Consider the following 21,289-nt stretch of genomic DNA (forward strand, 5'->3'; position numbering starts at 1 on the left):
GCAGGCCGCCGGCGACTGGCAACAAGCGGTTGGCCGATCAGACCCGCAAGATTCTCCGCAAGCACTACGCGAGCAAATATCGGATGGGGCAATCGCGGTAAGGGGCGAAATCGGCCACCTGTGCTGCTTGCAATCACTTTCCGGCGGCCTAACATGTAGCTCTGCCGACAGGAGCGCGGCCATGGAACTCACCGTGGTGCCCATCGTCAAGCCGGACGCGGCCAACTTCATCTTCGGTCAGTCGCATTTCATCAAGACCGTGGAAGATCTCCACGAGGCGCTCGTGGGCGCGGTCCCGGGCATCCGCTTCGGGTTGGCCTTCTGCGAGGCTTCCGGCAAGCGGCTGGTGCGCTGGTCAGGTAATGACGAAGCCGCGCTCTCCCTCGCACGCGACAATGCATTGGCCATCGGCGCCGGCCACACTTTCCTGATCTTCCTGGGCGACGGGTTCTTTCCCGTCAACGTGCTGGCTGCCGTGCGCGCGGTGCCGGAGGTCTGCCGCATCTACTGCGCGACGGCCAACCCCACGCAGGTGATCGTCGCGCAAACGGAGCTTGGCCGCGGCGTGCTCGGCGTGGTGGATGGCGCCTCACCGCTGGGTATCGAGACCGACGCCGACATTGCGTGGCGGAAGGACCTCCTGAGAAAGATCGGCTACAAGCTGTAGCGACCGGATGAAGCCGGATGCGATGAAGTACGTCCCCCGGCGCTAGATCAGCGCAGCCCTGGACGACACGTGGTGGCTCGCGATCTTCCAGCCGTCATCTTCGCGCACGATCACCCAGGTGAGCTTGACCGACAGCGGCGCGGCCTCCTCGCCGAGGTCGAACGAGGCGATCGCGGCCATGTTGATCACATCGGGCGCGACCTGCGCCGCGGCCACCTCGGAAAAACGGACGCTCGGCGAGCGCCAGCGCGGCAGGCCGTTGAAATAGTCCGCAACGCCCTCCCTGCCCCGATAGAGGTTCGGATTGGAGCCGAAGAAGAACGCGTTCCTCGCATAGAGCGACGACAGCGCGGCCGCGTCGAGCGTCGCGAAGCCGGCGCACCATTTCGCGACGATGGCGGAAACGATGGCGTCGGCTTCATTGTTCATGTCGTATCTCAGCCTTTCGCGACTTCCTTGGCAAACGTGTCGCGCAGGCCGATGGTGCGCGAAAACACCGGCTTGCCCGGCGTCGAGTCCTTGTCGCGCACGAAATAGCCCTGCCGCTCGAACTGCATCGGCTCCATCGAATTGCTTTCCGCAACCGATGCCTCGACTCGGGCATCAGCCAGGATCTCCAGCGATTGCGGATTGAGATCGGCGGCGAAGTTCGCGGCGTCCGGATTCGGATTGGAGAACAGCTGGTTGTAGATGCGGATTTCGGCTGGCTTCGACGTCGCTGCCGGTAGCCAGTGCATGGTCGCTTTGACTTTGCGGCCATCGGGCGCGTTGCCGCCCTTGGTGGCGGGATCGTAGGTGCAGCGCAGCTCCACCACCTCGCCTGCGTCGTTCTTGATCACACCGGTGCACTTGACGAAATAAGCATAGCGCAGCCGCACCTCATTGCCCGGCGACAGGCGGAAGAATTTCTTCGGCGGATTCTCCATGAAGTCATCCTGCTCGATATAGAGCTCGCGGCCGAAGTTGATCTTGCGCGTGCCGGCGCTGGGATCGTCGGGATGATTGATCGCCTCGAGCTCCTCAACCTGCCCTTCCGGATAGTTCTCGATCACCACTTTCAGCGGCTTCAGCACCGCCATGCGGCGCTGCGCCGTGCGGTTCAGTTCCTCACGGATGCAGAACTCGAGCATGCCGACATCGACCACGCTGTTGGCCTTGGCGACGCCGATGCGTTTGACGAATTCGCGCAGCGCGGCCGGCGGCACGCCGCGGCGGCGCATCCCCGCGATGGTCGGCATGCGCGGATCGTCCCAGCCCGCGACATGGCCCTCGCGAACAAGCTGGGTCAGCACGCGCTTCGAGAGCAGCGTGTAAGTCAGGTTCAGCCGCGCGAACTCGTACTGGTGCGGCTCTGACGGCACCGGCAGCTTCTCGATGAACCAGTCATAGAGCGGCCGATGGTCCTCGAACTCCAGCGTGCAGATCGAGTGCGTGATGCCCTCGATCGCATCCGACTGGCCGTGGGCATAATCGTAGCTCGGATAGATGCTCCATTTGGTGCCGGTGCGCGGATGATGCGCATGCAGGATGCGATACAGCACGGGGTCGCGCAGGTTGATGTTGCCCGCGGCCATGTCGATCTTGGCCCGCAGCACGCGCGCCCCGTTCGGGAATTCGCCGGCCTTCATACGGCGGAACAGGTCGAGATTTTCCTCCACCGAGCGGTCCCGGAACGGCGAGTTCCTGCCGGGCTCGGTCAGCGAGCCGCGCGAAGTGCGGATCTCCTCCTGGGTCTGGTCATCGACATAGGCGAGCCCGTCGCGGATCAGCTGCTCCGCCCATTCATAGAGGCGATCGAAATAGTCCGAGGCGAAGAACAGGTTCTTGCCCCAGTCGAAGCCGAGCCAGCGCACATCGGCCTGGATGGAATCGATATATTCCTGCTCTTCCTTGATCGGGTTGGTGTCGTCGAAGCGCAGATGGCAGCGGCCCGGAAACTCCTGGGAGATGCCGAAATTGAGTGCGATCGACTTGGCGTGGCCGATATGCAAATAGCCGTTCGGCTCCGGCGGGAACCGGGTCACGATCTCCTTGTATTTGCCCTGATCGAGATCGGCCTGGATGATGTCACGAATGAAATCGCGCCCAACCTCAGTCGCCACCGGTTCTGTCATTACGAAAATCCTGTAGGGAAATCAGCGGTCCTTCTGCCAAATTCGCTGGGCCGCGCCAAGCCTTAGCAGGTCCGCTGTCGGGCTTTAGTTATGCTCCGGTCCTGATATATACCACCGCCTCCAATGCATAGGCCCTGCCAAGAATGACCGATTCCGTCGTCACGCGCTTCGCTCCCTCGCCGACCGGCTTCCTCCATATCGGAGGCGCCCGCACGGCGCTGTTCAACTGGCTCTATGCGAAGAAGCACGGCGGCAAGATGCTGCTGCGGATCGAGGATACCGACCGGGAGCGCTCCACCGAGGCCGCCATCGCGGCCATCCTCGACGGCCTCAAATGGCTCGAGCTCGGCTGGGACGGCGAGGTCATCTACCAGTTCGCCCGCGCCGCCCGCCATCGCGAGGTCGCCGAGCAGCTGCTCGCCGACGGCAAGGCCTATCGCTGCTACGCCACCGCCGAGGAGCTTGCCGCCATGCGCGAGAAGGCGCGCGCAGAGGGCCGCACCCGCCTCTATGACGGCATGTGGCGCGACCGTGATCCCGCGACCGCCCCGGCCGACGTGAGGCCCACCATTCGCCTACGTGCGCCGCAGACCGGCGAGACCGTGATCGAGGACCAGGTCCAGGGCCGCGTGGTCTGGCAGAACGAGAATCTCGACGACCTCGTCCTGCTGCGTGGCGATGGCAACCCGACCTACATGCTCGCGGTGGTGGTGGATGACCATGACATGGGCGTGACTCATGTCATTCGCGGCGACGATCATCTGATCAACGCCGCCCGCCAGAAGCAGATCTACGATGCGATGGGCTGGGCGCTGCCGAGCATGTCCCACATCCCCCTGATCCACGGCCCGGACGGCTCGAAGCTGTCGAAGCGCCACGGCGCACTCGGCGTCGATGCCTACCGCGCCATGGGGTACCTCCCGGCGGCGCTGCGCAACTATCTCGTCCGGCTCGGCTGGAGCCATGGCGACCAGGAGATCTTCTCGACCGAGGAGATGATCGCCGCGTTCGACCTCGGCAGCGTCGGCCGTGCCGCCGCCCGCTTCGATTTCGCCAAGCTGGAGAATCTCAACGGCCACTACATCCGCAACGCCGACGATCAATCACTCGTGAAGATGTTCGAGGATGTGCTGGACCACGTCGTGCCCAGCCGCGACGACATTAAGGCCAAGTTAAACGACACCACGCGGGCGCAGCTCCTGAAGGCCATGCCGGCCTTGAAGGAGCGCGCCAAGACGCTGATCGAGCTGATCGACGGCGCCTACTTCATCTTCGCCGACCGGCCGCTGCAGCTCGATGCCAAGGCGCAGGCGCTGCTGACACCCGAGAACCGCAAGCTGATCGGCCAGCTTCATTCCGCGCTGGGGAAAGTCGAGACATGGAGCGGTGCCAGCACGGAAGCCGCGCTGCGCACTTTTGCCGAGGAAAATAGTCTCAAGCTCGGCGCGGTCGCCCAGCCCTTACGGGCAGCGCTGACCGGACGGACGACGTCGCCTGGTATATTTGAGGTTTTGGACGTCCTGGGACGCCAGGAAAGCCTGGGCCGGCTTCAAGATCAATCTACGACGTAAGTCGACCATGCGTGGGGGTGATCTTGCAGCGCACACAGCAATAATATACCCATCTCCCCCGTACATTCTGGAACATCCGGCCTGCCCCCAACGATCTCCTCAGGGGCCTCCGGCTCCGGCCCGTTTCACCACACATCGGGGACCTACGATGGACGCAAAACCAAGCAACAAGACCGCCACGCTGACGGTCGGAAACAAGAATTACGATCTTCCGATCCTCAGCGGCAGCGTCGGGCCCGATGTGATCGATATCGGCAAGCTCTACGGCCAGTCCGGCCTGTTCACCTACGATCCGGGCTTCACCTCGACCGCGAGCTGCCAGTCCAAGATCACCTATATCGACGGTGATGCGGGCGTGCTGGAATACCGCGGCTACCCGATCGAGCAGCTCGCCGAGCACGGCGACTTCCTGGAGACCTGCTATCTCCTGCTCTACGGGAATCTCCCCACCGCCGCGCAGAAGAAGGATTTCGACTATCGCGTGACCCATCACACGATGGTGCACGAGCAGATGGCCCGCTTCTTCCAGGGCTTCCGCCGCGACGCCCATCCGATGGCGATCATGGTGGCGGCGGTTGGCGCGCTGGCCGCATTCTATCACGATAGCACCGACATCAACGATCCCAAGCAGCGCATGGTCGCCTCCATGCGCATGATCGCCAAGATCCCGACGCTGGCTGCGATGGCCTACAAGTACACCGTCGGCCAGCCCTTCGTTTATCCGAAGAACTCGCTGCGCTTTGCCGAGAACTTCCTGAACATGTGCTTCGCGGTGCCCTGCGAGGACTACAAGGTGAGCCCGGTCCTCGCCGACGCGCTGGAGAAGATCTTCATCCTGCACGCCGACCACGAGCAGAACGCTTCGACCTCGACGGTGCGCATCGCCGGTTCCTCCGGCGCCAACCCGTTCGCCTGCATCGCGGCGGGCATCGCCTGCCTGTGGGGCCCGGCGCATGGCGGCGCCAACGAAGCCGCGCTCAACATGCTCTATGAGATCGGCACGGTCGACAAGATTCCCGAGTTCATCGCCAAGGTGAAGGACAAGAACTCTGAAGTCCGCCTGATGGGCTTCGGCCACCGCGTCTACAAGAACTACGATCCGCGCGCCAAGATCATGCAGAAGATGTGTCACGCCGTGCTCAAGGAGACCGGCCATGGCAATGATCCGATGCTGAACGTGGCGATGGAGCTCGAGAAGATCGCGCTCAGCGATCAGTACTTCATCGATCGCAAGCTCTACCCGAACGTCGACTTCTATTCGGGCATCACGCTGAAGGCGATGGGCTTCCCGGTCTCGATGTTCACCGTGCTGTTCGCGGTCGCCCGCACCGTCGGCTGGATCAGCCAGTGGAGCGAGATGATCGAGGATCCCCACCAGAAGATCGGCCGTCCGCGCCAGCTCTATACCGGCGTCGCCAAGCGCGACTACGTGCCGATCGACAAGCGGTAACGATCGCCATAACGGCTTCGAAACGGCGTCATCGAAAGATGGCGCCGTTTTTGTTTGTGCGCGCACTTGTAGGGTGGGTTAGCTAGCGGCTGCGCGAAGCGCAGTCCGCTGGCGTAACCCACCAACTTCGTTCGGCCAGTGCAGAAGCATGGTGGGTTAGCCTTGCAGGTGCGCTTCGCGCATCTGCAAGGCTAACCCACCACCCTACAAACACCGCTGTTGCTGCCGCGCACAACAACAAGTCGGCGCGTCGGACCGGCAAACACTTGACAGTCGAAACGCTCCGCGCGCAAATTCTTACACTAAGTAAGAATGACGACAGGGATGGAAATGCCGGAGCAGCCGAGAAGTCGGCGGCAGACGCGCGCTGCCATTTTGACTCATTTGCTCCAGTCTGGCGGCTCGTTTCGGCCGCCGCTGGCGAAGGCGGTGCGCCTGTCCGAGGCGAGCCTGTCGCGCATCCTGTTCGACCTGAAGGGCGAGGGCCTGATCGAAGAAGTGCGGCGCCCTGCCCCTTACGTCGGCGGCCCGACGGGTCTCGTGTCGCTCGACGGCTCGGTGGCGCTCGCAGCCGTCGAGCTGTCCGCTCAATGGCTCAGCGTCGGCGTCGGTGGTCTGTCGGGCGAGCTGCACTATACCGAGCGTCTGCCGTTGCCCAAGGCGCCAACCGTTGAGACGGTCGGCCGCGTGTTCCGCGAAGCGATGACATTGTTGCGCGACTGGACACGCCGCCGCCACATCACGCTCTCCCAGATCGGCGTCTCCATTCCGGGCCTTGGCCGGTTGACCATATCCGGCAATCCGATCATCCCCTGCGACGTCGGGCGCATCAGCGCCATGATCGGCGAGATGTTTGCCGACGTGCCGTTGGAATTCACCAATTCGGTGGTGGCGCACGCCACCTTTCACCGCTGCCGCACGCAAAACTATCCATTCAGCGGCACGCATCTGTTCGTCTTTGTCAGCCATGGCGTTGCCGGCGCCTGGATGGATGACCCGTCTGAAGCCGATGCACTCCAGCCGGTCGAACTGGGCCACATGGTATTTGGACCCGAAGGACCGCACTGCCGCTGCGGCCATCTCGGCTGCGTCGAGGCCTATACCTCGCTCGCCGCTTTGGCCGAGCTCCTCGGCGTCTCCGAGGCCGAATTGCTCCAGCTCGGCAGCGAATGGGTGCACGCGATCCCGCTCTCGACGCGCGTGCGCCAAGAGTTGCGGCGGCGGCTGTTCCGGCTTGGCCTTGCGATCGGCAACACGCTGAACGTGAAGCCATGCGGTGGCGTCGCCATCAGCGGCTGGCCATCGCTGCTCTCCGATGACGATCGCAACGCCGTGGTCGAGGGGATCGACGCCTGCCTGCTGGGCGGCCGGACATTGGCGCAAGTGTCCATCGCCTTCGTGCCACCCTCGACCGGCAACGATCCGCAGGCGGCCCTGGCCTTCGCCGCCTTCTGCCTGGCCAGCCGCGGCGGCATGCCCGCCACATCGACGGAGGCCGCCTGACATGCCCTGAGCCGTGCGGCCTCAACGCACAAAGCACTCAACACGGGAGGAACTGCCATGCCGATCACAACAACAAGGCGCCGTCTGCTCGCTGGATCTGCTGCCGCACTCGCGCTGCCGGCATTTGCCCGCGCCCAGGGCGCGGTCAAGCCGCGCCTGACCGCGATCTCGCAATGGTCCGCGGGCAGCGACGGGGCGGCCATCACGGCGCTCGGTAAGAAATTCGAGGAGAAGGGAGGGGTCTGGCAGCACTCGCCCGTCCCCGGCTTCACCACCGAGATGATGAACAAGCTGCGCGCTCAGATCATGGCCGGAGATCCACCGGCCTGCTCGCAACTTAAAGGTCCCGAGATTGCAGCCTGGTCGAAGATCGCCCCGACCGTCGATCTTGACGCGGTCGTTGCTGCCGCCGGCTATGAGAAGGTCGTCGCTCCAGATCTTGCACGATTGCATAAACCGGCAGGCAAGTGGATCGCACTGCCTTTACAGATCTACAGCACCAACATGCTGTTCCTGTCAAAACGCGCGATGGACAAGGCCAAGGCCGACAAGATCCCCGTCACCTGGGCAGACTTCAATGACCTTGCCGAAAAGATGAAAGCGGGCGGTGTCCCCTATCCCATCGCCAACGGTGGTACCCGCCCTGACGACGGACAAAAATTCGAGGCTTCTCTGGCGGGCATCAGTCCAACCGCATACCGCGCCGCCATCATGAATCTCGACAAGAAAGCTCTGGAGGGTCCCGAGCTCAAGGCCGCGTTCGCGCAGGTGCGCAAGATCGCCGACTGGATGGATCCCAACGTCGGCGCCCGACACTTTTCGACCAACCTGAAGCGCTTCGTCGACGGCGACATGGGCATGATGATCATGGGCGGATGGGCGCAGGGCGTATTACGCAACGCCGGTTTCAAATTCGACGACTTCATGATTGCGCCCGGCCCCAGCGACAATGGCAAGCCGGTGTTCCTGTTGAACGCTGATGCGTTCATCTTCTGGCAGCGCAAAGAGCCTGACCTCCAGGCCGGTCAGATGCTGATGGCTCAGCTCGTCATGGATCCAGCGATCCAGACGATGTATTCGCAGATTACGGGGTCAATACCCGTGCGCACCGATGTCGATCTTTCCGGTGAAGGCTGGTCGGACGGTCAGCGGCGGACTGCAGCAGCCCTGAAAGACGCTATTGCCAGCAATCAGGCGGTGCTGAGTCTTGCGCACAATATGGCCCAGGAAAACGGAATGACCGCAGCGATGATCGACGTGATCACGGAGTACGTGAAGAACAAGACGATCAAGCCGGAGCAAGCCGTCACTCGCCTTGCCGATGCCGTCGAGAGCGCACGTTGACCCAGGCCGTCGCGACAAGACCGGGCCGGCTGGCGCCTTCGGACGTGGTGCGCCGGCTGCCCGAATATCTGATGATCTGGGTGCCGCTGCTGCTGTCCGCCGCGCACCTCGTGTCGTTCTCGCTGTGGACGATCTGGATATCGTTCACGCCATCCACTCTGGTGCCGGTCTCGGGCTGGGTGGGGTTGCGCAACTACACGGCGGTCGCGGCATCGCGGAACTGGCAGATCGCCTTCGACAATTTGCTGCTGTTTGGCAGCGCTTTCGTGCTGCTGAGCGCGGTGACCGGCCTCATCCTTGCGATCCTGCTCGATCAGCGCATTCGCGGCGAGAACCTGCTGCGATCCATCTTCCTCTACCCCCTGGCGGTGTCGTTCGTGGTCACCGGCACGGTCTGGAGTTGGCTGCTCAATCCTGGCCTTGGGATCCAGAAGCTGGTCCATGACCTCGGCTGGACCTCCTTCAAGTTCGACTGGCTGATCGACCGCGACATGGCCATCTGGACCATTGTTATCGCTGCCATCTGGCAATCCTCGGGCTTCGCCATGGCGCTCTTCCTTGCCGGCCTTCGCTCGGTCGATGCCGACCTCATCAAGGCTGCGCAGATCGACGGCGCGGGACCGGTCCGAATGTACCGGCGCATCATTCTGCCGACGCTTTGGCCGATCACCATCACCGTCGTCGTGATCCAGTTGCAGTTCGCGATTTCGGCTTTCGACCTCGTCCGCGCGCTCACCAACGGCGGGCCGGGAATCGCGACCCAGCTGCCGGCACTTGTTGTCTACGACCTGATGTTCCAGCGCAGCCTGCTCGGCCGGGGGGCCGCGGCGGCGGTGCTCATGCTGCTTATTCTTCTCGCGGTCCTGCTGCCGTATGCAGCGTGGCGTTATCTTCAGCGGCGGCGGGCGGCCCATGCGTGACCGAACCTTCGCACCAAGCCGGATTTTGATCTATCTCGTTGTTTCGCTGATCGCTGCAGCATGGCTCGCGCCATTGGCTGTTGTCGTCCTGAATTCGCTCCGCAGCAACGAGGAGATCGCGCAGGCCTCGATGATCGGCTGGCCGCACAAATGGGCCTGGAGCAATTACGCCGCGGCCTGGAGCGGTTTCTGCGTCGCCGAGACCTGCGCCGGCATCCGTCCGTACATGCTGAACTCCGCGCTCGTCACGATTCCTGCGACGATTTTCTCGACCATGCTCGGTGCGATCGCCGGTTATGCCGTGTCGCTCTGGCGATTTCGCGGCGACAGCTGGGTCTACGGAATCGTGACCCTCGGCCTGTTCCTTCCCCAGCAGATGCGCCTGCTTCCCTGGACCATCGTGCTGCGGGACATCGGTCTCATCAACACGCTGGCGGGCCTCGTGTTGATTCACACCATCCAGGGGCTCTCCTTCACCACGCTGTTCTGCCGAAACTACTATGTCGCCATTCCCCATGAACTGATCAGGGCCGCGCGCATCGATGGCGCCGGATTCTTTCGTATTTTCTGGCGCATCATTCTGCCGCTCTCGCCTCCCATCCTGATCGTCACCGTGATCTGGCAGTTCACGCACATCTGGAACGAGTTCCTCTATGGCGTGACGTTCACGAGCGGCCAACAGCAGCCCGTCACGGCTGCTCTCATCGCGCTATCTGCTGCAGTTGCGGATATCCCACAACATGGCGTGCAGAGCGCAGCGGTGATCATCGCAGCGCTGCCCACATTGTTGATCTATCTCCTCGGCGGCAGGTACTTCGTGCGCGGCCTTACCGCCGGCGCAGTGAAATGATGGATTTGTCATGGCAGCACTAAGCATTCGCGCCCTGTCCAAGCGCTACGCCAATCTGGAGGTGCTGAAAGGCATCGATCTCGACATCGAGAGCGGCGAATTTACCGTGTTGGTCGGACCGTCCGGCTGCGGCAAGTCCACGCTGCTCAACATCGTCGCCGGGCTCGACCGGCCGAGCGCGGGGAGGATCGAGATTGGCGGGCGCGTCGTCAACGACATACCGCCCAAGGACCGCGACATCGCCATGGTGTTCCAGTCCTACGCGCTCTATCCCTCGATGACGGTGCGCCAGAACATCACCTTCGGCATGGAATGCCGCCACGTGCCGAAGGCCGAGCAGGAGAAGGCGGTGGCGAATGTGGCGAAGCTGCTCCAGATCGAGCCGCTGCTCGGCCGCAAGCCGTCGCAATTGTCCGGTGGCCAGCGCCAGCGCGTGGCCATGGGCCGCGCGCTGGTGCGCAATCCCCTGCTCTTCCTGTTCGACGAGCCGCTGTCCAACCTCGACGCCAAGCTGCGCGTCGAGATGCGGATGGAGATCAAGCGGCTGCACCAGCGCATCGGCGCCACGATCGTCTATGTCACCCACGACCAGATCGAAGCGATGACGATGGCGACACGGATCGCGGTGATGCATCAGGGCAGCGTGCAGCAATTCGCCGATCCCGATACCGTGTACCGCTATCCGGCCAATCTGTTCGTGGCGCGTTTCATGGGCTCGCCGCCGATGAACACCATGCCGGCGCGGCTCGAGACCGGGAATGACGGGCCGGTGGTCGTGATCGGCGCCGGGCGGCCGGACGAGGTTCGTCTGCGCCTGAGGGGATATGAGGCCGCAGCATCCTTCGTCGGTCGCGAGGTGGTGTTCGGGATCAGGCCGGAATGCATTGCCGAAGCCAGCCGCGCGTTCTCCGGCGATGCACCTGTCCTCGTCAACGCGCCGGTGGAAATGGTCGAGCCGACGGGTGCCGAGACGATGGTGTTGCTGCGGCTCGGGGGCGAGCCCGCGATGGCGCGTATCTCGCCCGATATCCGCCCCACGCTCGGCGCGTCCGCCTCCTTCGCGCTCGACACGCGCCGCATTTGCCTGTTCGACCCCGAGACGGAGCGACTGATCGCATGACGAAGACGACCTATTCAGGCCTTGCGGGGCGCGTAGTGTTGATCACCGGCGGCGCCAGCGGCATCGGCGCCGCCTTCGTACGGGCTTTCGCGTCCCAGGGCGCCCGCGTCGCCTTCCTCGACATCGACACGAAGGCCGGTGAAACGCTGGTGCGGGAGGTGGCGGCCGCGTCCGAGACTGCGCCACTGTTCGTGCCCTGCGATCTCCTCGACATCGAAGCCATGCGCACCGCGATGGCGGAGGTCCACCGTTCGCTGGGCGATGCCGCCGTTCTCGTCAACAATGCCGCCAACGATCAACGCCAAATTCTTTCGGAGGTGACGCCGGCCGAGTTCGACTGGATGATCGGCGTCAATCTCAAGCACGTCTTCTTCGCGGCGCAGGCGGTGGTACCGCAGATGCAGGCGCGCGGCGGCGGCTCGATCATCAACATGTCGTCGATCGCCTGGATCCGCGGCGCCCCAGCGCTGCCGGTCTATGCCGCCGCGAAAGCGGCGATCGTCGGCTTCAACAACTCGCTGGCCCGGTCGGTCGGCCCCGACCGCATTCGCGTCAACGCGATTGCACCGGGCATGGTGATCACCGAGCGCCAGCGCCAGCTGTGGTATCCGGAGGAGCAGGCAATCGCCGAGATGCGCGCGCGTCAGGCCGTTCCCGATGCGGTGACACCCGACGACATCGCAAACATGGCGCTGTTCCTCGCCTCCGACGAGAGCCAGCGCATCACGCGCCAATGCTTTCAGGTCGACGCGGGCCTCGCCTAGTCCTGTAGGGTGGGCAAAGCGCAGCGTGCCCACCGTCTCTCTACGCAATTGATGAGGAGAAATGGTGGGCACGCTTTCGCTTTGCCCACCCTTACGAATCCGTCTTACCGCCTGCCCTTGCGCATCGTCGCGAGCACGATGTCGGCGGCGAGCACGCTCGGCGATTTGTTGCCGGTTGACATGATCTGATCGAGCTTGGCGAATGCCTCGACCTGCTCTCGGCGCAGCGGCGAATCCGTCAATAGCGCAGAGAGCGCCGGTGCCAGCTTCTGCGGCGTGCAGTCCTCCTGCAAGAACTCCGGAATGACGTCCTTGCCGATCACGAGATTAGCGAGGATCACCGAGGAGACGCGGATCGCGCGGCGCAGGATGAAGGCCTCGATGGCGCCGACGCGATAGGCCGTCACCATCGGAATGCCCGACAGCGCAAGCTCCAGCGTCACCGTGCCGGACTTCGCCAGCGCCGCGTGCGCAATGCGGAAGGCGGCGCGCTTGTCGTTCTCGCCGATCACGATCTGAGGCTTGACCGGCCAATTCGCGATGCCCTCGCGGATGGTCGCTTCGAGATGCGGCATGGTCGGCAGCATCAGTTCGAACGCGCGCCCCTCCGCCTGCAACCGGCCGATTGCCGCACCGAACACCTCGAGGTGATGCCGGATCTCGCTGCGGCGGCTGCCAGGCAGCACCAGGAGCACCGGCGGCTCACTGTTGCGGCGCGTCCGCTCCTCCGCGTTCGGCCGCAGCGAGCCCAATTGCTCGACCAGGGGATGGCCGACATAGCTGCATGGCGGCCCGCCCAGCTTGCGGTATTCCTCCGGCTCGAATGGCAAGAGGCCGAGCACATGGTCGACATAGCCGCGCATGGTCCGCGCCCGTCCCGGCCGCCACGCCCAGAGCTGCGGCGAGACGTAATCGACGATCGGGATCGCCGGACTGCGCGAACGCACGCGGCGGGCGACGCGATGGGTGAAATCGGGGCTGTCGATGATGACGAGCGCATCAGGCGCGGCCTCGGTCACGGCGTCGGCCGTCTTACGGATCAGCCGCAGGATTTTCGGCAATTGCTGAATGACGGCGGCGAAGCCGACGATGGAGAGCTCCTCGATCGGAAACAGGGTCTCGAGCCCCTCGCGCGCCATGGTGCGGCCGCCGACACCTTCGAACTGCACACCGTCGCCGAGGCGCTGACGCAGCACCTTCATCAAGGCGCTGCCGAGCCGGTCACCGGATTCCTCCGTGGCGATCAGGAAGATCTTGCGCTTGGGATCGCGGCTCTGCATCACGCCGGCAGGCCGATGACGAAGAGGTATTTGGCGTCGGCGAGCGCGATCATCGCCTGCGGCTCGGCAGCGATCGTATTGCCGGCGATGACGGCGATGCCGGCAAGGCCCGCCTTGGCGACACCCTCGATGGTACGCGGGCCGATCGTCGGCAGGTCGAAGCGCAAATCCTGGCCGCTCTTCGGCGCCTTCACCAGCACGCCGCGGCCCATGGCCGCGCGAATCCGGCCCTCCTCTCGCAGCCGCGCGACGCGCGCAAGCAGCGCGTCGGTGCCCTCGATATCCTCGACCGCCACGACATGACCGTCGATCACGACCGCGGCCTGGCCGATGTCGAACGGACCGAGCGCGGTCAACACCGCCCGGCCGCGCTCGATGTCGGTCTTGCCAGTGTCGCTCGGCCAGGCGCGGCTGATGCAGCCCTCGGGCATCAGCAGATCGGGCGCGACGTCCTTGATGCCGACCATGCGGAAGCCGTCCTGCTCAAGGATGCGGCCGACGCCAGACAGGAGATGATCGTCGCCGCCGCGGAAGGCGCGAATGACGTTTCCGAGCAGGCGCAGCGTCTTGACGTCGAAGCGGATCTCCGAGAGCGAGGGGCGCACCAATGTGCCGATGAAGATCAGGTCGCGGCAGCCTTCTTCGCGAAACAGCCGCATCGCGCGGCCGAGCTGGCCGACCGATATCCAGCGGTGGCGGAATTTCTCCACCCGCGCCGGATCGCAGGCCCCGCGCAGCGGAAACAGCACCGGCGTGATACCGCGCGCGGCCAGCGATTCGGCGACCGCGAACGGCATCGCGCCGCCGCCGGCGACCACGCCGACCGGCGATGAAATCTCTGAAGCCGCCGATGTCATGCCCGCGGCCATCCCAGGATCACTTCGCGATGGCGGGAAGACAGAGCGGGCGCTTGCCCTTGCCGATGAAGTCGAGGATCTCGGCGATCGCAGGGTCTTCGCCCGCGAGCGGCCGCACCGCCTCCAGCCGCTCGGCGAAAGTGCCGGGACCATGGAACAGTTTTTGGTAGAACCCGCGCACGGTCGCAAGCCGCTGCTTGGTGAACTTGCGCCGCTTCATGCCGATCAGATTGAGGCTTTCCAGCACCGCATATTGGCCATTGACGAGCCCGTACGGGATGACGTCGTCGCGGACGCCGCACACGCCGCCGACCATGACATAGGGGCCGACGCGCGTGAACTGGTGCACAGCCGACAGGCCGCCGACGTACACGGCGTCGCCGATCTCGCAATGGCCGCCGAGCGTCGCCGAGGTCGCGAAGATCACGTTGTCGCCAACCATGCAGTCATGGCCGACATGGCTATTGTTCATGAAATAGCCGCCATTGCCGACGCGCGTCAGCCCTCCACCCTTGATTGTGCCGACATTCATCGTCGCGCCTTCCCGGATGGTGCAGCCGGAACCGATCTCGAGTTTCGTCGGCTCGCCCTTGTAGCTGAGATCCTGCGGGGCACCGCCCAGCACTGCGAACGGCGAGATCACGCAGCCATCGCCGAGCGAGGTATGGCCGATGACGGTGACATGTCCGATCAGCTTGCAGTTCGCGCCGATCACGACGTTCGGGCCGATGATGCAATAGGGGCCGATCTCGGTGCCCGCGCCGATCACGGCGCCGTCCGCGACCCGTGCGGTGGGATCAATCTTGCTCATCAAGCCAATCTTACTCGTCAAGAAGGTCTCGTTATGTATTGAAGTCGCTTGGTTTTCGGCTGGTTAGCGCGACTATGCCCGATCTGTCCAGTGACGTATCATCTCGGCGTGTTTCATGTGTCGGATGAGGCGGCCTTCCCGGCCCATCAACGGGTTCATGTGAAGCTTGAGGTGATCGTGGTCAGGACCCTGGCACTTCTGCTCGCCCAGCTCGCGACGGCTCCGATCGTGTCCGAGACCGGCGAACGCCGCCTCGTCGATCTCGGGACATTTGAATGCCGGGACATCACCCGCAGCACGGTGCTTCAGCGGGTCTGTTACGATCGCGCGCAGCAGAATCTGGTTGTCGCGAACAACGGCGCCTATGACCGCTATTGCGGCGTGACGCCCGATACGGTCGAGCATCTCCTCGGCGCGCCCTCCATGGGGCAGTTCTTCAACCAAAATATCAAGCCCGAGGCGACCACCGGGAGCTACGCGTGCCGGACACACGAGCCGGCCAAGGATTAATCCCGCTCAGTCCGTCAGCATGGCGCCGACGTCGGCTTCCGCAACGATCTGCCCATTGACCTTGGCATCGCCGTGAAACCACCACATGGCCTTGCGGCGGCCGAGCGAACGCATGTGATACTCGATGGTATCGCCGGGCAGCACGGGCTTGCGGAACTTGCACTTGTCGATGGTCAGGAAATAGACCGCGCGCGGCTTCTCGGTGCCCTCGACCGACTTGATGCCGATCACGCCCGCGGTCTGCGCCATCGCCTCGATCATCATCACGCCGGGATAGACCGGGCGCTCGGGAAAGTGCCCTTGGAAGGCCGGCTCGTTGAAGGTGACGTTCTTGATGCCGATGCCGCTGTAATCGGCGCGGATGTTGATCACGCGGTCGATCAGGAGCATCGGAAAGCGGTGCGGCAGGGTCTGGAGGATCGCGTTGATATCCACCAGTTCGAACTTAACAGGTGATTCCACCGTCATTCCCGTCCCTCGTCCTTCGCATCGGCCTTGCTGTCGCGCACCAGGCGCTCCACCGCGATGATCTCCTTGAACCACTGTTTGGTCGGCTTGGCGAAATGCCCGCCCCAGCGTCCGCCCGGCGGGATGTCGTCCTTGACGGCACTCATGGCGGTCACCTGAGCTCCGTCGCCGATCTTGAGGTGGTTGTTGATGCCAACCTTCGCTCCCAGCGCCACGTTGTCGCCGATGGTCAGGCTGCCGGCGAGACCGATCTGGGCCGCCAGCAGGCAGTGCCGCCCGATCGTCACATTGTGGCCGATCTGGACCTGATTGTCGATTTTGGTCCCCTCGCCGATCACGGTGTCGCGCAAGGAGCCGCGGTCGATCGTGGTGTTGGCGCCGACCTCGACGTCGTTCTGGATCAGCACCCGCCCGGTCTGCGGCACCTTTAGATGGCCCTCGGGGCCGAAGAAGATGAAGCCGTAGCCGTCCTGGCCGATCGAGCAGCCCGGATGGATCAGCACGTTGTTGCCGATCAGGGAGCACTGGATGGCCGTGCGGGCACCGACATTGCAGTCCCGGCCGATCTTGACGCCGGGGCCGATCACCGCTCCGACGCCAATCACGGTGCCGCTGCCGATCTCGACGTCCGGGCCGATCACGGCCAGGGGATCGACGATCACCCCATCCTCGAGCCGGGCCGTGGGATCGATGATGGCGGACGGCGCGATGCCGTCATTGCCGACCCAGGATTGCGGCCTGAGCGCGTCTCCGTGCCATTCCCGCGCGATCCTGACGAAGGCACGGAACGGCTGCGCCACCCGCAGCACGGCCACATGCGCGGGCACCTCGGCCTCGAAGCGCGGGCTCACGAGGCAGGCCCCAGCCCGGGTCGCCTTGAGCTGATCGGCATATTTCAGGTTGTCGAAGAACGCCAGATGCATCGGGCCGGCTTCGTCGAGTGAAGCAAGGCCCGCGATGATCCGGCCGCCCCTTTCGGGGTCGACCAGCTGCGCCTTGGTCAGCGCGGCAATGTCAGCCAACGCTGAGGCAGGCGGTTTTGTGAAGAAGGTCGGCTGCGCCATTCCACCCCGTCGCGGTCCGGCTTCGGCATGAAGCGGTCAGACCGCATCATGCCTCATCTGCAGGATTGGCACGATCCCTTTCGGAAACCGGCTCCAGTGATCCGGATCGTGCCGTGCTGGTCGAATTAGAACGTGGTACCGCCGCCGAACCGGAACTCCTGCACGCGGTCGTACTTGCCCTTGGTGAGCGGCACCGCGTAGTCGAAGCGCAGCGGACCGAACGGCGACTGCCAGATCAGACCGACACCGACCGACGTGCGGACGACCTTGCTGTCGTCAAACACGAGACCGGTACAGGTTCCGGTGCTCGTCGGATTGATGGTCGACGGGATACAGCCCGGCACATTGACCTCGTTGGTAGCGGTCCAACTCGTCGGTCCCTTATAATCATAGAGACCGCCGGCGTCGGCATAGACCGCGCCCTTCAGACCCACTTCCTTGGGCAGGAACCAGAACGGCATCTGCAATTCGAGCGAAGCGCCCCAATACTTGGTGCCGCCGAGCGCGTCCTGCGTACCGAACGGATTCAGGTCGCGCGGGCCGATGCCGTTCGGCGCGAAGCCGCGGACGAGGTTCGGGCCCATCTGGAAGTGGTCGAGCATCCGCAGATCATCGTTGATCTTGGTCAGAATACCGCCCTGCAGACGGACGATGCCGACGATGTCAGACACCAGCGGAGCATAATACTTTCCGTCCGCAACGGTCTTCAGATAGCTGACGTCGCCGCCGACGCCCGCGAAATCCTGCCGGAAGTCGATGAGCAGACCGTCGGTGGGGTTCTTGTTGTTGTCCAGCGTGTTGTAGGTCAGCGTGTAGCCGAGCGCCGAGGTCAGGGTCTTGCCGTTGGCAAGCTCCTTGCGCACCGGCAGCGAGGCTTCACCGTCGCTGTAGCAGCCAAGGCCGTTGGTCGAGCTCAGGTCGATGCCGTTCACGGCGGCGAAGGCCGGGCTCGGGTTGAAGGCCGACGTTCCCAGATTGTTGTTACAGTTCGCCAGATAGAACGGCAGCGTGATTTCCTGCTGGTAGATCGAGTAGCGCAGCTGGAGCGCCAGGTCTTCACGTAAGGAGAAGCCGAGGCGCGGCGAGAAGCCGAGCGTCTTGGTGCCGTAGGAGATGTAGCTGTTGGCCAGCTGCTGGCGCTGATAGAGGTCGAGGCCGAGCGCGACGCGGTAGTCGAGCAGATAGGGCTCGACGAACGACAGCGAGTAACCGCGCGCATACTGGCCATAGGTCACCGACGCCTTGGCGAACAGGCCGCGGCCGAGCAGATTGCGTTCGGAGATCGAGACTTCAGCCAGCGCGCCGTCGGTCGTGGAGTAGCCGCCCGAGATCGAGAAGTCGCCGGTCGATTTCTCTTCCATATCGACGATCAGGATCACGCGGTCGCTCGACGAGCCGGGTTCGGTCGTGATCTTAACGCTCTTGAAGTAGTCGAGGTTCTTCAGCCGCCGCTCGGCGCGGTCGACCAGCGCGCGGTTGTAGGCATCGCCTTCCGAGATGTCGAACTCGCGGCGGATCACGTAGTCGCGCGTGCGGGTGTTGCCGCGCAGGTTGATGCGCTCGATATAGGTGCGCGGGCCCTCGTCGACGTTGAACACGACGGAGACGGTATGGGCCTCGAAATTGCGATCGCCGCCGGGACGAACCACGGCGAAGGCATAACCGCGGCGCGAAGCCTCGATCTGCATCTCCTCGACCGACTTCTCGACCGATTCGACGTTGTAGAGCGAGCCGACGCTGACGCGCGAATACCCGCGCAGCGACGAGGGATCGAAATTCGGAATGCTGGAGCGGAAGTCGACCGCGCCGACGCGATATTGCGCGCCTTCCTCGATCTTGAAGGTGACGTTGAAGCCCTTCTTCTCCGGATCGTATTCGGTGAGCGCGGCCACGACCTGGACGTCGGCGAAGCCGTGCTTGAGATAGAAGCGGCGGATCAGGTCGCGGTCGGCCTCGACGCGATCGGGATCGTAGATGTCACCGCTGGCGAGGAAGCTCAGCAGGTTCGATTCGCGTGTCTTGATGACGTCGCGCAGACGATAGGACGAGAATGCACTGTTGCCGACGAACTCGATCGACTTGACGCCGGTCTTGGCGCCCTCCTCGATCGTGAAGATCAGGTCGACGCGGTTGTTCGGCTGCTCGATGATTTCAGGCGTGACGCGCACGTCATAGCGGCCGGACCGGCGATAGATCTCGGCGATTCGCAAGGTGTCGGACTGCACCATGGCGCGGGAGAAGGTGCCCCGTGCCTTGGACTGGACTTCAGCGGTGAGCTGCTCGTCCTTGATCTTCTTGTTGCCCTCGAAGGCGATGCGCCCGATCACCGGGTTTTCCACCACGGAGACGATGATCTGGCCGCCGGGGCCGCGATTGATTCTGACGTCCTGGAACAGGCCGGTCTCGATCAATGCCTTGAGGCCGTCGTCGATGGCGCCTTGATCCAGGCGGCCGCCCGGGCCCGGCTTGAAATAGGAGCGGATCGTCTCCACCTCGACACGGCGATTTCCTTGGACGGAAATCGACTGGACCGTCTGAGCGAGCGCAGACGAAGACACGAAAACAGCCCCAACCGGGGCAACCACCGGCGCGCCGAACATGATCAGGGTTGCGAGCAAGCCCCCCCGGAGTCGCAGTCCAAACTTCATCGCGCAACGCGCCCTTATCATTCCGTACCAGACCCAACCCCAACGCCGATCTGGAAAGATTCCCCAAGTTCAGGCCGCTTGTAGCCAATTTCACCGACGCCGCAAACGGTCGAGCGCGCCGCAATTTCAATTTCATTCCAAGACGTTGCTCAACAGCAACGCCACAAAAAAGCCCCTATCAGGAAGCCGCCATCCGAAGGATGTCGTTGTAGGTCGCAAACACCATCAACATCAGCACCAAACCGAGCCCGATTCGGAACCCCATCTCCTGAGTCCGTTCGGACAGAGGCCGGCCGCGGACCACTTCCGCTGCATAGAACATAAGGTGACCGCCATCGAGCAGCGGGATCGGGAACAGGTTCAACAGGCCGATCGACACCGACAGCACCGCGCACAAATTGATCACGAACTGGAATCCGGCGCTGGCCGCCTGCCCCGACATCTTCGCGATTCCCAGGACGCCGCTGACCTCGTTGGGATTGCCGTTTCCGACGAACAACGAGCCCAGGAACTTGAAGGTGCTGGTGATGATGAACCAGACCTGCTCGACGCCGATCTTGAGCGCTTCGCCGATGCCCACCGGAGCGGTCGAGGCCTCACCGGCCTGCGACTTATGCTCGACACCGAGTACGCCGACGCGATGGCGGTTGCCGAAGGGATCCTTGCGCTCGAGCAGTGCGGGGGTCGCAGTCAGCGACACGATGGCACCGTCCCGCTTCACCTGGAACGCAAGCGCTGAACCCGCGCTCATCGCAACGATTCGCTGCATGTCGGCAAAGCTCTCGATCGGCTTGCCGTCGATCTGGACGACGACGTCCCCGATCTTGAAGCCGGCCGCCGCTGCAGCGCCGTCGGCGACGACGCCGTCCACGCGCGCGATCGTGCTCGGCTTGCCGTAGTACAGCGCCATGGCGGCGAAGATCAGCGCGCCCAGGATGAAATTGGCGATCGGTCCGGCGGCGACGATGGCGGCGCGCGGGCCGACCTTCTTGTGGTGGAAGCTGCCGGCGCGCTCCTCGGCCGTCATGGCCGCGAGCGTCTGGGCCGACGGGGTCGAGGCCTCGCTCTCGTCGCCGAAAAACTTGACGTAACCGCCAAGCGGAATCGCGGAGATCTTCCAGCGGGTCCCGTGACGGTCGTTGAAACCGACCAGCTCAGGCCCGAAACCGAGTGAAAAGGTCAAAACGCGAACGCCCGCCCAGCGCGCGACCAGGAAATGGCCGAGCTCGTGGAAGAACACGACGATGGTCAAGACGAACAGGAAGGGGATCGCGTAACCGAGGAGCCCATGGCTCAACGTATTGAAACTATGGACAAAAAAGTCGATCATCGAATTCCCTCATCCAGC

Annotated in this window: 19 protein-coding genes; 10 read left to right on the top strand and 9 right to left on the bottom strand. The window is 63.7% G+C overall.

Going from position 1 to position 21,289, the window contains the following annotated elements; translation table 11 throughout:
* The first annotated feature begins 181 nt into the window (after positions 1 to 181).
* Positions 182 to 667, top strand: coding sequence for an adenosine-specific kinase (locus AAE027_RS32935; protein ID WP_370990064.1), 486 nt, complete (start codon positions 182 to 184; stop codon positions 665 to 667).
* Positions 668 to 709: 42 nt separating this feature from the next.
* Here the strand turns inward: AAE027_RS32935 and AAE027_RS32940 are convergent, their stop codons facing one another.
* Positions 710 to 1,096: an SgcJ/EcaC family oxidoreductase gene (locus AAE027_RS32940; RefSeq protein ID WP_370990065.1), complete on the bottom strand. Its 387-nt coding sequence runs from the start codon at positions 1,094 to 1,096 to the stop codon at positions 710 to 712.
* 8 nt (positions 1,097 to 1,104) lie between these two features.
* On the bottom strand, positions 1,105 to 2,781 hold the full coding sequence (locus AAE027_RS32945) for a glutamine--tRNA ligase/YqeY domain fusion protein (protein WP_370990066.1): 1,677 nt from the start codon (positions 2,779 to 2,781) through the stop codon (positions 1,105 to 1,107).
* A 143-nt stretch (positions 2,782 to 2,924) separates the two neighbouring features.
* Between AAE027_RS32945 and gltX the strand changes: the two genes are divergently transcribed.
* The 8 genes from gltX to AAE027_RS32985 all read left to right on the top strand — a co-directional run bounded on the left by gltX (position 2,925) and on the right by AAE027_RS32985 (position 12,303).
* Positions 2,925 to 4,352, top strand: coding sequence for a glutamate--tRNA ligase (gene gltX / locus AAE027_RS32950; RefSeq protein WP_370990067.1), 1,428 nt, complete (start codon positions 2,925 to 2,927; stop codon positions 4,350 to 4,352).
* A gap of 148 nt (positions 4,353 to 4,500) precedes the next feature.
* On the top strand, positions 4,501 to 5,802 hold the full coding sequence (gltA, locus tag AAE027_RS32955; RefSeq protein ID WP_370990068.1) for a citrate synthase: 1,302 nt from the start codon (positions 4,501 to 4,503) through the stop codon (positions 5,800 to 5,802).
* A 324-nt stretch (positions 5,803 to 6,126) separates the two neighbouring features.
* Positions 6,127 to 7,305: an ROK family transcriptional regulator gene (locus AAE027_RS32960; RefSeq protein WP_370990069.1), complete on the top strand. Its 1,179-nt coding sequence runs from the start codon at positions 6,127 to 6,129 to the stop codon at positions 7,303 to 7,305.
* Between the two features lie 57 nt (positions 7,306 to 7,362).
* A complete protein-coding gene (locus AAE027_RS32965; protein ID WP_370990070.1) occupies positions 7,363 to 8,649 on the top strand; it encodes an ABC transporter substrate-binding protein in 1,287 nt (428 codons plus the stop codon).
* Positions 8,646 to 9,569 carry a carbohydrate ABC transporter permease gene (locus AAE027_RS32970; RefSeq protein WP_370990071.1) on the top strand — a complete coding sequence of 308 codons (924 nt, stop codon included), beginning with the start codon at positions 8,646 to 8,648 and terminating at the stop codon, positions 9,567 to 9,569. The genes AAE027_RS32965 and AAE027_RS32970 overlap by 4 nt, the downstream gene beginning before the upstream one ends.
* Positions 9,562 to 10,419, top strand: coding sequence for a carbohydrate ABC transporter permease (locus AAE027_RS32975; RefSeq protein WP_370990072.1), 858 nt, complete (start codon positions 9,562 to 9,564; stop codon positions 10,417 to 10,419). Before AAE027_RS32970 ends, AAE027_RS32975 begins: the two co-directional genes overlap by 8 nt.
* Positions 10,420 to 10,429: 10 nt before the next feature.
* Positions 10,430 to 11,539 (top strand): ABC transporter ATP-binding protein, encoded by a 1,110-nt coding sequence (locus AAE027_RS32980; protein ID WP_370990073.1) that lies wholly within the window; start codon positions 10,430 to 10,432, stop codon positions 11,537 to 11,539.
* A complete protein-coding gene (locus AAE027_RS32985) occupies positions 11,536 to 12,303 on the top strand; it encodes an SDR family NAD(P)-dependent oxidoreductase (protein ID WP_370990074.1) in 768 nt (255 codons plus the stop codon). The genes AAE027_RS32980 and AAE027_RS32985 overlap by 4 nt, the downstream gene beginning before the upstream one ends.
* Positions 12,304 to 12,407: 104 nt before the next feature.
* Here the strand turns inward: AAE027_RS32985 and lpxB are convergent, their stop codons facing one another.
* The 3 genes from lpxB to lpxA are packed head-to-tail and all read right to left on the bottom strand — an operon-like array spanning position 12,408 to position 15,251.
* A complete protein-coding gene (gene lpxB / locus AAE027_RS32990) occupies positions 12,408 to 13,586 on the bottom strand; it encodes a lipid-A-disaccharide synthase (RefSeq protein ID WP_370990075.1) in 1,179 nt (392 codons plus the stop codon).
* Positions 13,583 to 14,440: an LpxI family protein gene (locus tag AAE027_RS32995; protein WP_370990076.1), complete on the bottom strand. Its 858-nt coding sequence runs from the start codon at positions 14,438 to 14,440 to the stop codon at positions 13,583 to 13,585. The genes lpxB and AAE027_RS32995 overlap by 4 nt, the downstream gene beginning before the upstream one ends.
* Positions 14,441 to 14,459: 19 nt before the next feature.
* The gene (lpxA, locus tag AAE027_RS33000; protein WP_370990077.1) at positions 14,460 to 15,251 is read right to left on the bottom strand and encodes an acyl-ACP--UDP-N-acetylglucosamine O-acyltransferase; all 792 of its coding nucleotides are present in this window, start codon (positions 15,249 to 15,251) and stop codon (positions 14,460 to 14,462) included.
* Between the two features lie 177 nt (positions 15,252 to 15,428).
* Here lpxA and AAE027_RS33005 point away from each other — a divergent pair, with 177 nt between their 5' ends.
* Positions 15,429 to 15,761 carry a KTSC domain-containing protein gene (locus AAE027_RS33005; RefSeq protein ID WP_370990085.1) on the top strand — a complete coding sequence of 111 codons (333 nt, stop codon included), beginning with the start codon at positions 15,429 to 15,431 and terminating at the stop codon, positions 15,759 to 15,761.
* Between the two features lie 6 nt (positions 15,762 to 15,767).
* Here AAE027_RS33005 and fabZ read toward each other — a convergent pair whose 3' ends face one another.
* The 4 genes from fabZ to rseP all read right to left on the bottom strand — a co-directional run bounded on the left by fabZ (position 15,768) and on the right by rseP (position 21,271).
* Entirely contained in the window at positions 15,768 to 16,229 is a 462-nt protein-coding gene (gene fabZ, locus AAE027_RS33010; protein ID WP_091885814.1) for a 3-hydroxyacyl-ACP dehydratase FabZ, read from the bottom strand.
* A complete protein-coding gene (lpxD, locus tag AAE027_RS33015; protein ID WP_370990078.1) occupies positions 16,226 to 17,293 on the bottom strand; it encodes a UDP-3-O-(3-hydroxymyristoyl)glucosamine N-acyltransferase in 1,068 nt (355 codons plus the stop codon). The genes fabZ and lpxD overlap by 4 nt, the downstream gene beginning before the upstream one ends.
* A 125-nt stretch (positions 17,294 to 17,418) precedes the next feature.
* Complete coding sequence (gene bamA, locus AAE027_RS33020; RefSeq protein ID WP_370990079.1) at positions 17,419 to 19,941, bottom strand: outer membrane protein assembly factor BamA; 2,523 nt, start codon at positions 19,939 to 19,941, stop codon at positions 17,419 to 17,421.
* A gap of 178 nt (positions 19,942 to 20,119) precedes the next feature.
* A complete protein-coding gene (rseP, locus tag AAE027_RS33025) occupies positions 20,120 to 21,271 on the bottom strand; it encodes an RIP metalloprotease RseP (RefSeq protein WP_091885822.1) in 1,152 nt (383 codons plus the stop codon).
* Positions 21,272 to 21,289 lie beyond the last annotated feature (18 nt).

The sequence above is a fragment of the Bradyrhizobium sp. DN3 genome (genome assembly GCF_041357655.1).
Lineage (GTDB): Bacteria > Pseudomonadota > Alphaproteobacteria > Rhizobiales > Xanthobacteraceae > Bradyrhizobium.

What these genes read in the sequence shown, in the direction of transcription:
- AAE027_RS32935 (WP_370990064.1), top strand. Translation starts at nt 182, where the DNA reads ATGGAACTCACCGTGGTGCCCATCGTCAAGCCGGACGCGGCCAACTTC.
- AAE027_RS32940 (WP_370990065.1), bottom strand. Translation starts at nt 1,096, where the DNA reads ATGAACAATGAAGCCGACGCCATCGTTTCCGCCATCGTCGCGAAATGG.
- AAE027_RS32945 (WP_370990066.1), bottom strand. Translation starts at nt 2,781, where the DNA reads ATGACAGAACCGGTGGCGACTGAGGTTGGGCGCGATTTCATTCGTGAC.
- gltX (WP_370990067.1), top strand. Translation starts at nt 2,925, where the DNA reads ATGACCGATTCCGTCGTCACGCGCTTCGCTCCCTCGCCGACCGGCTTC.
- gltA (WP_370990068.1), top strand. Translation starts at nt 4,501, where the DNA reads ATGGACGCAAAACCAAGCAACAAGACCGCCACGCTGACGGTCGGAAAC.
- AAE027_RS32960 (WP_370990069.1), top strand. Translation starts at nt 6,127, where the DNA reads ATGGAAATGCCGGAGCAGCCGAGAAGTCGGCGGCAGACGCGCGCTGCC.
- AAE027_RS32965 (WP_370990070.1), top strand. Translation starts at nt 7,363, where the DNA reads ATGCCGATCACAACAACAAGGCGCCGTCTGCTCGCTGGATCTGCTGCC.
- AAE027_RS32975 (WP_370990072.1), top strand. Translation starts at nt 9,562, where the DNA reads ATGCGTGACCGAACCTTCGCACCAAGCCGGATTTTGATCTATCTCGTT.
- AAE027_RS32980 (WP_370990073.1), top strand. Translation starts at nt 10,430, where the DNA reads ATGGCAGCACTAAGCATTCGCGCCCTGTCCAAGCGCTACGCCAATCTG.
- AAE027_RS32985 (WP_370990074.1), top strand. Translation starts at nt 11,536, where the DNA reads ATGACGAAGACGACCTATTCAGGCCTTGCGGGGCGCGTAGTGTTGATC.
- AAE027_RS32995 (WP_370990076.1), bottom strand. Translation starts at nt 14,440, where the DNA reads ATGACATCGGCGGCTTCAGAGATTTCATCGCCGGTCGGCGTGGTCGCC.
- lpxA (WP_370990077.1), bottom strand. Translation starts at nt 15,251, where the DNA reads ATGAGCAAGATTGATCCCACCGCACGGGTCGCGGACGGCGCCGTGATC.
- fabZ (WP_091885814.1), bottom strand. Translation starts at nt 16,229, where the DNA reads ATGACGGTGGAATCACCTGTTAAGTTCGAACTGGTGGATATCAACGCG.
- lpxD (WP_370990078.1), bottom strand. Translation starts at nt 17,293, where the DNA reads ATGGCGCAGCCGACCTTCTTCACAAAACCGCCTGCCTCAGCGTTGGCT.
- bamA (WP_370990079.1), bottom strand. Translation starts at nt 19,941, where the DNA reads ATGAAGTTTGGACTGCGACTCCGGGGGGGCTTGCTCGCAACCCTGATC.
- rseP (WP_091885822.1), bottom strand. Translation starts at nt 21,271, where the DNA reads ATGATCGACTTTTTTGTCCATAGTTTCAATACGTTGAGCCATGGGCTC.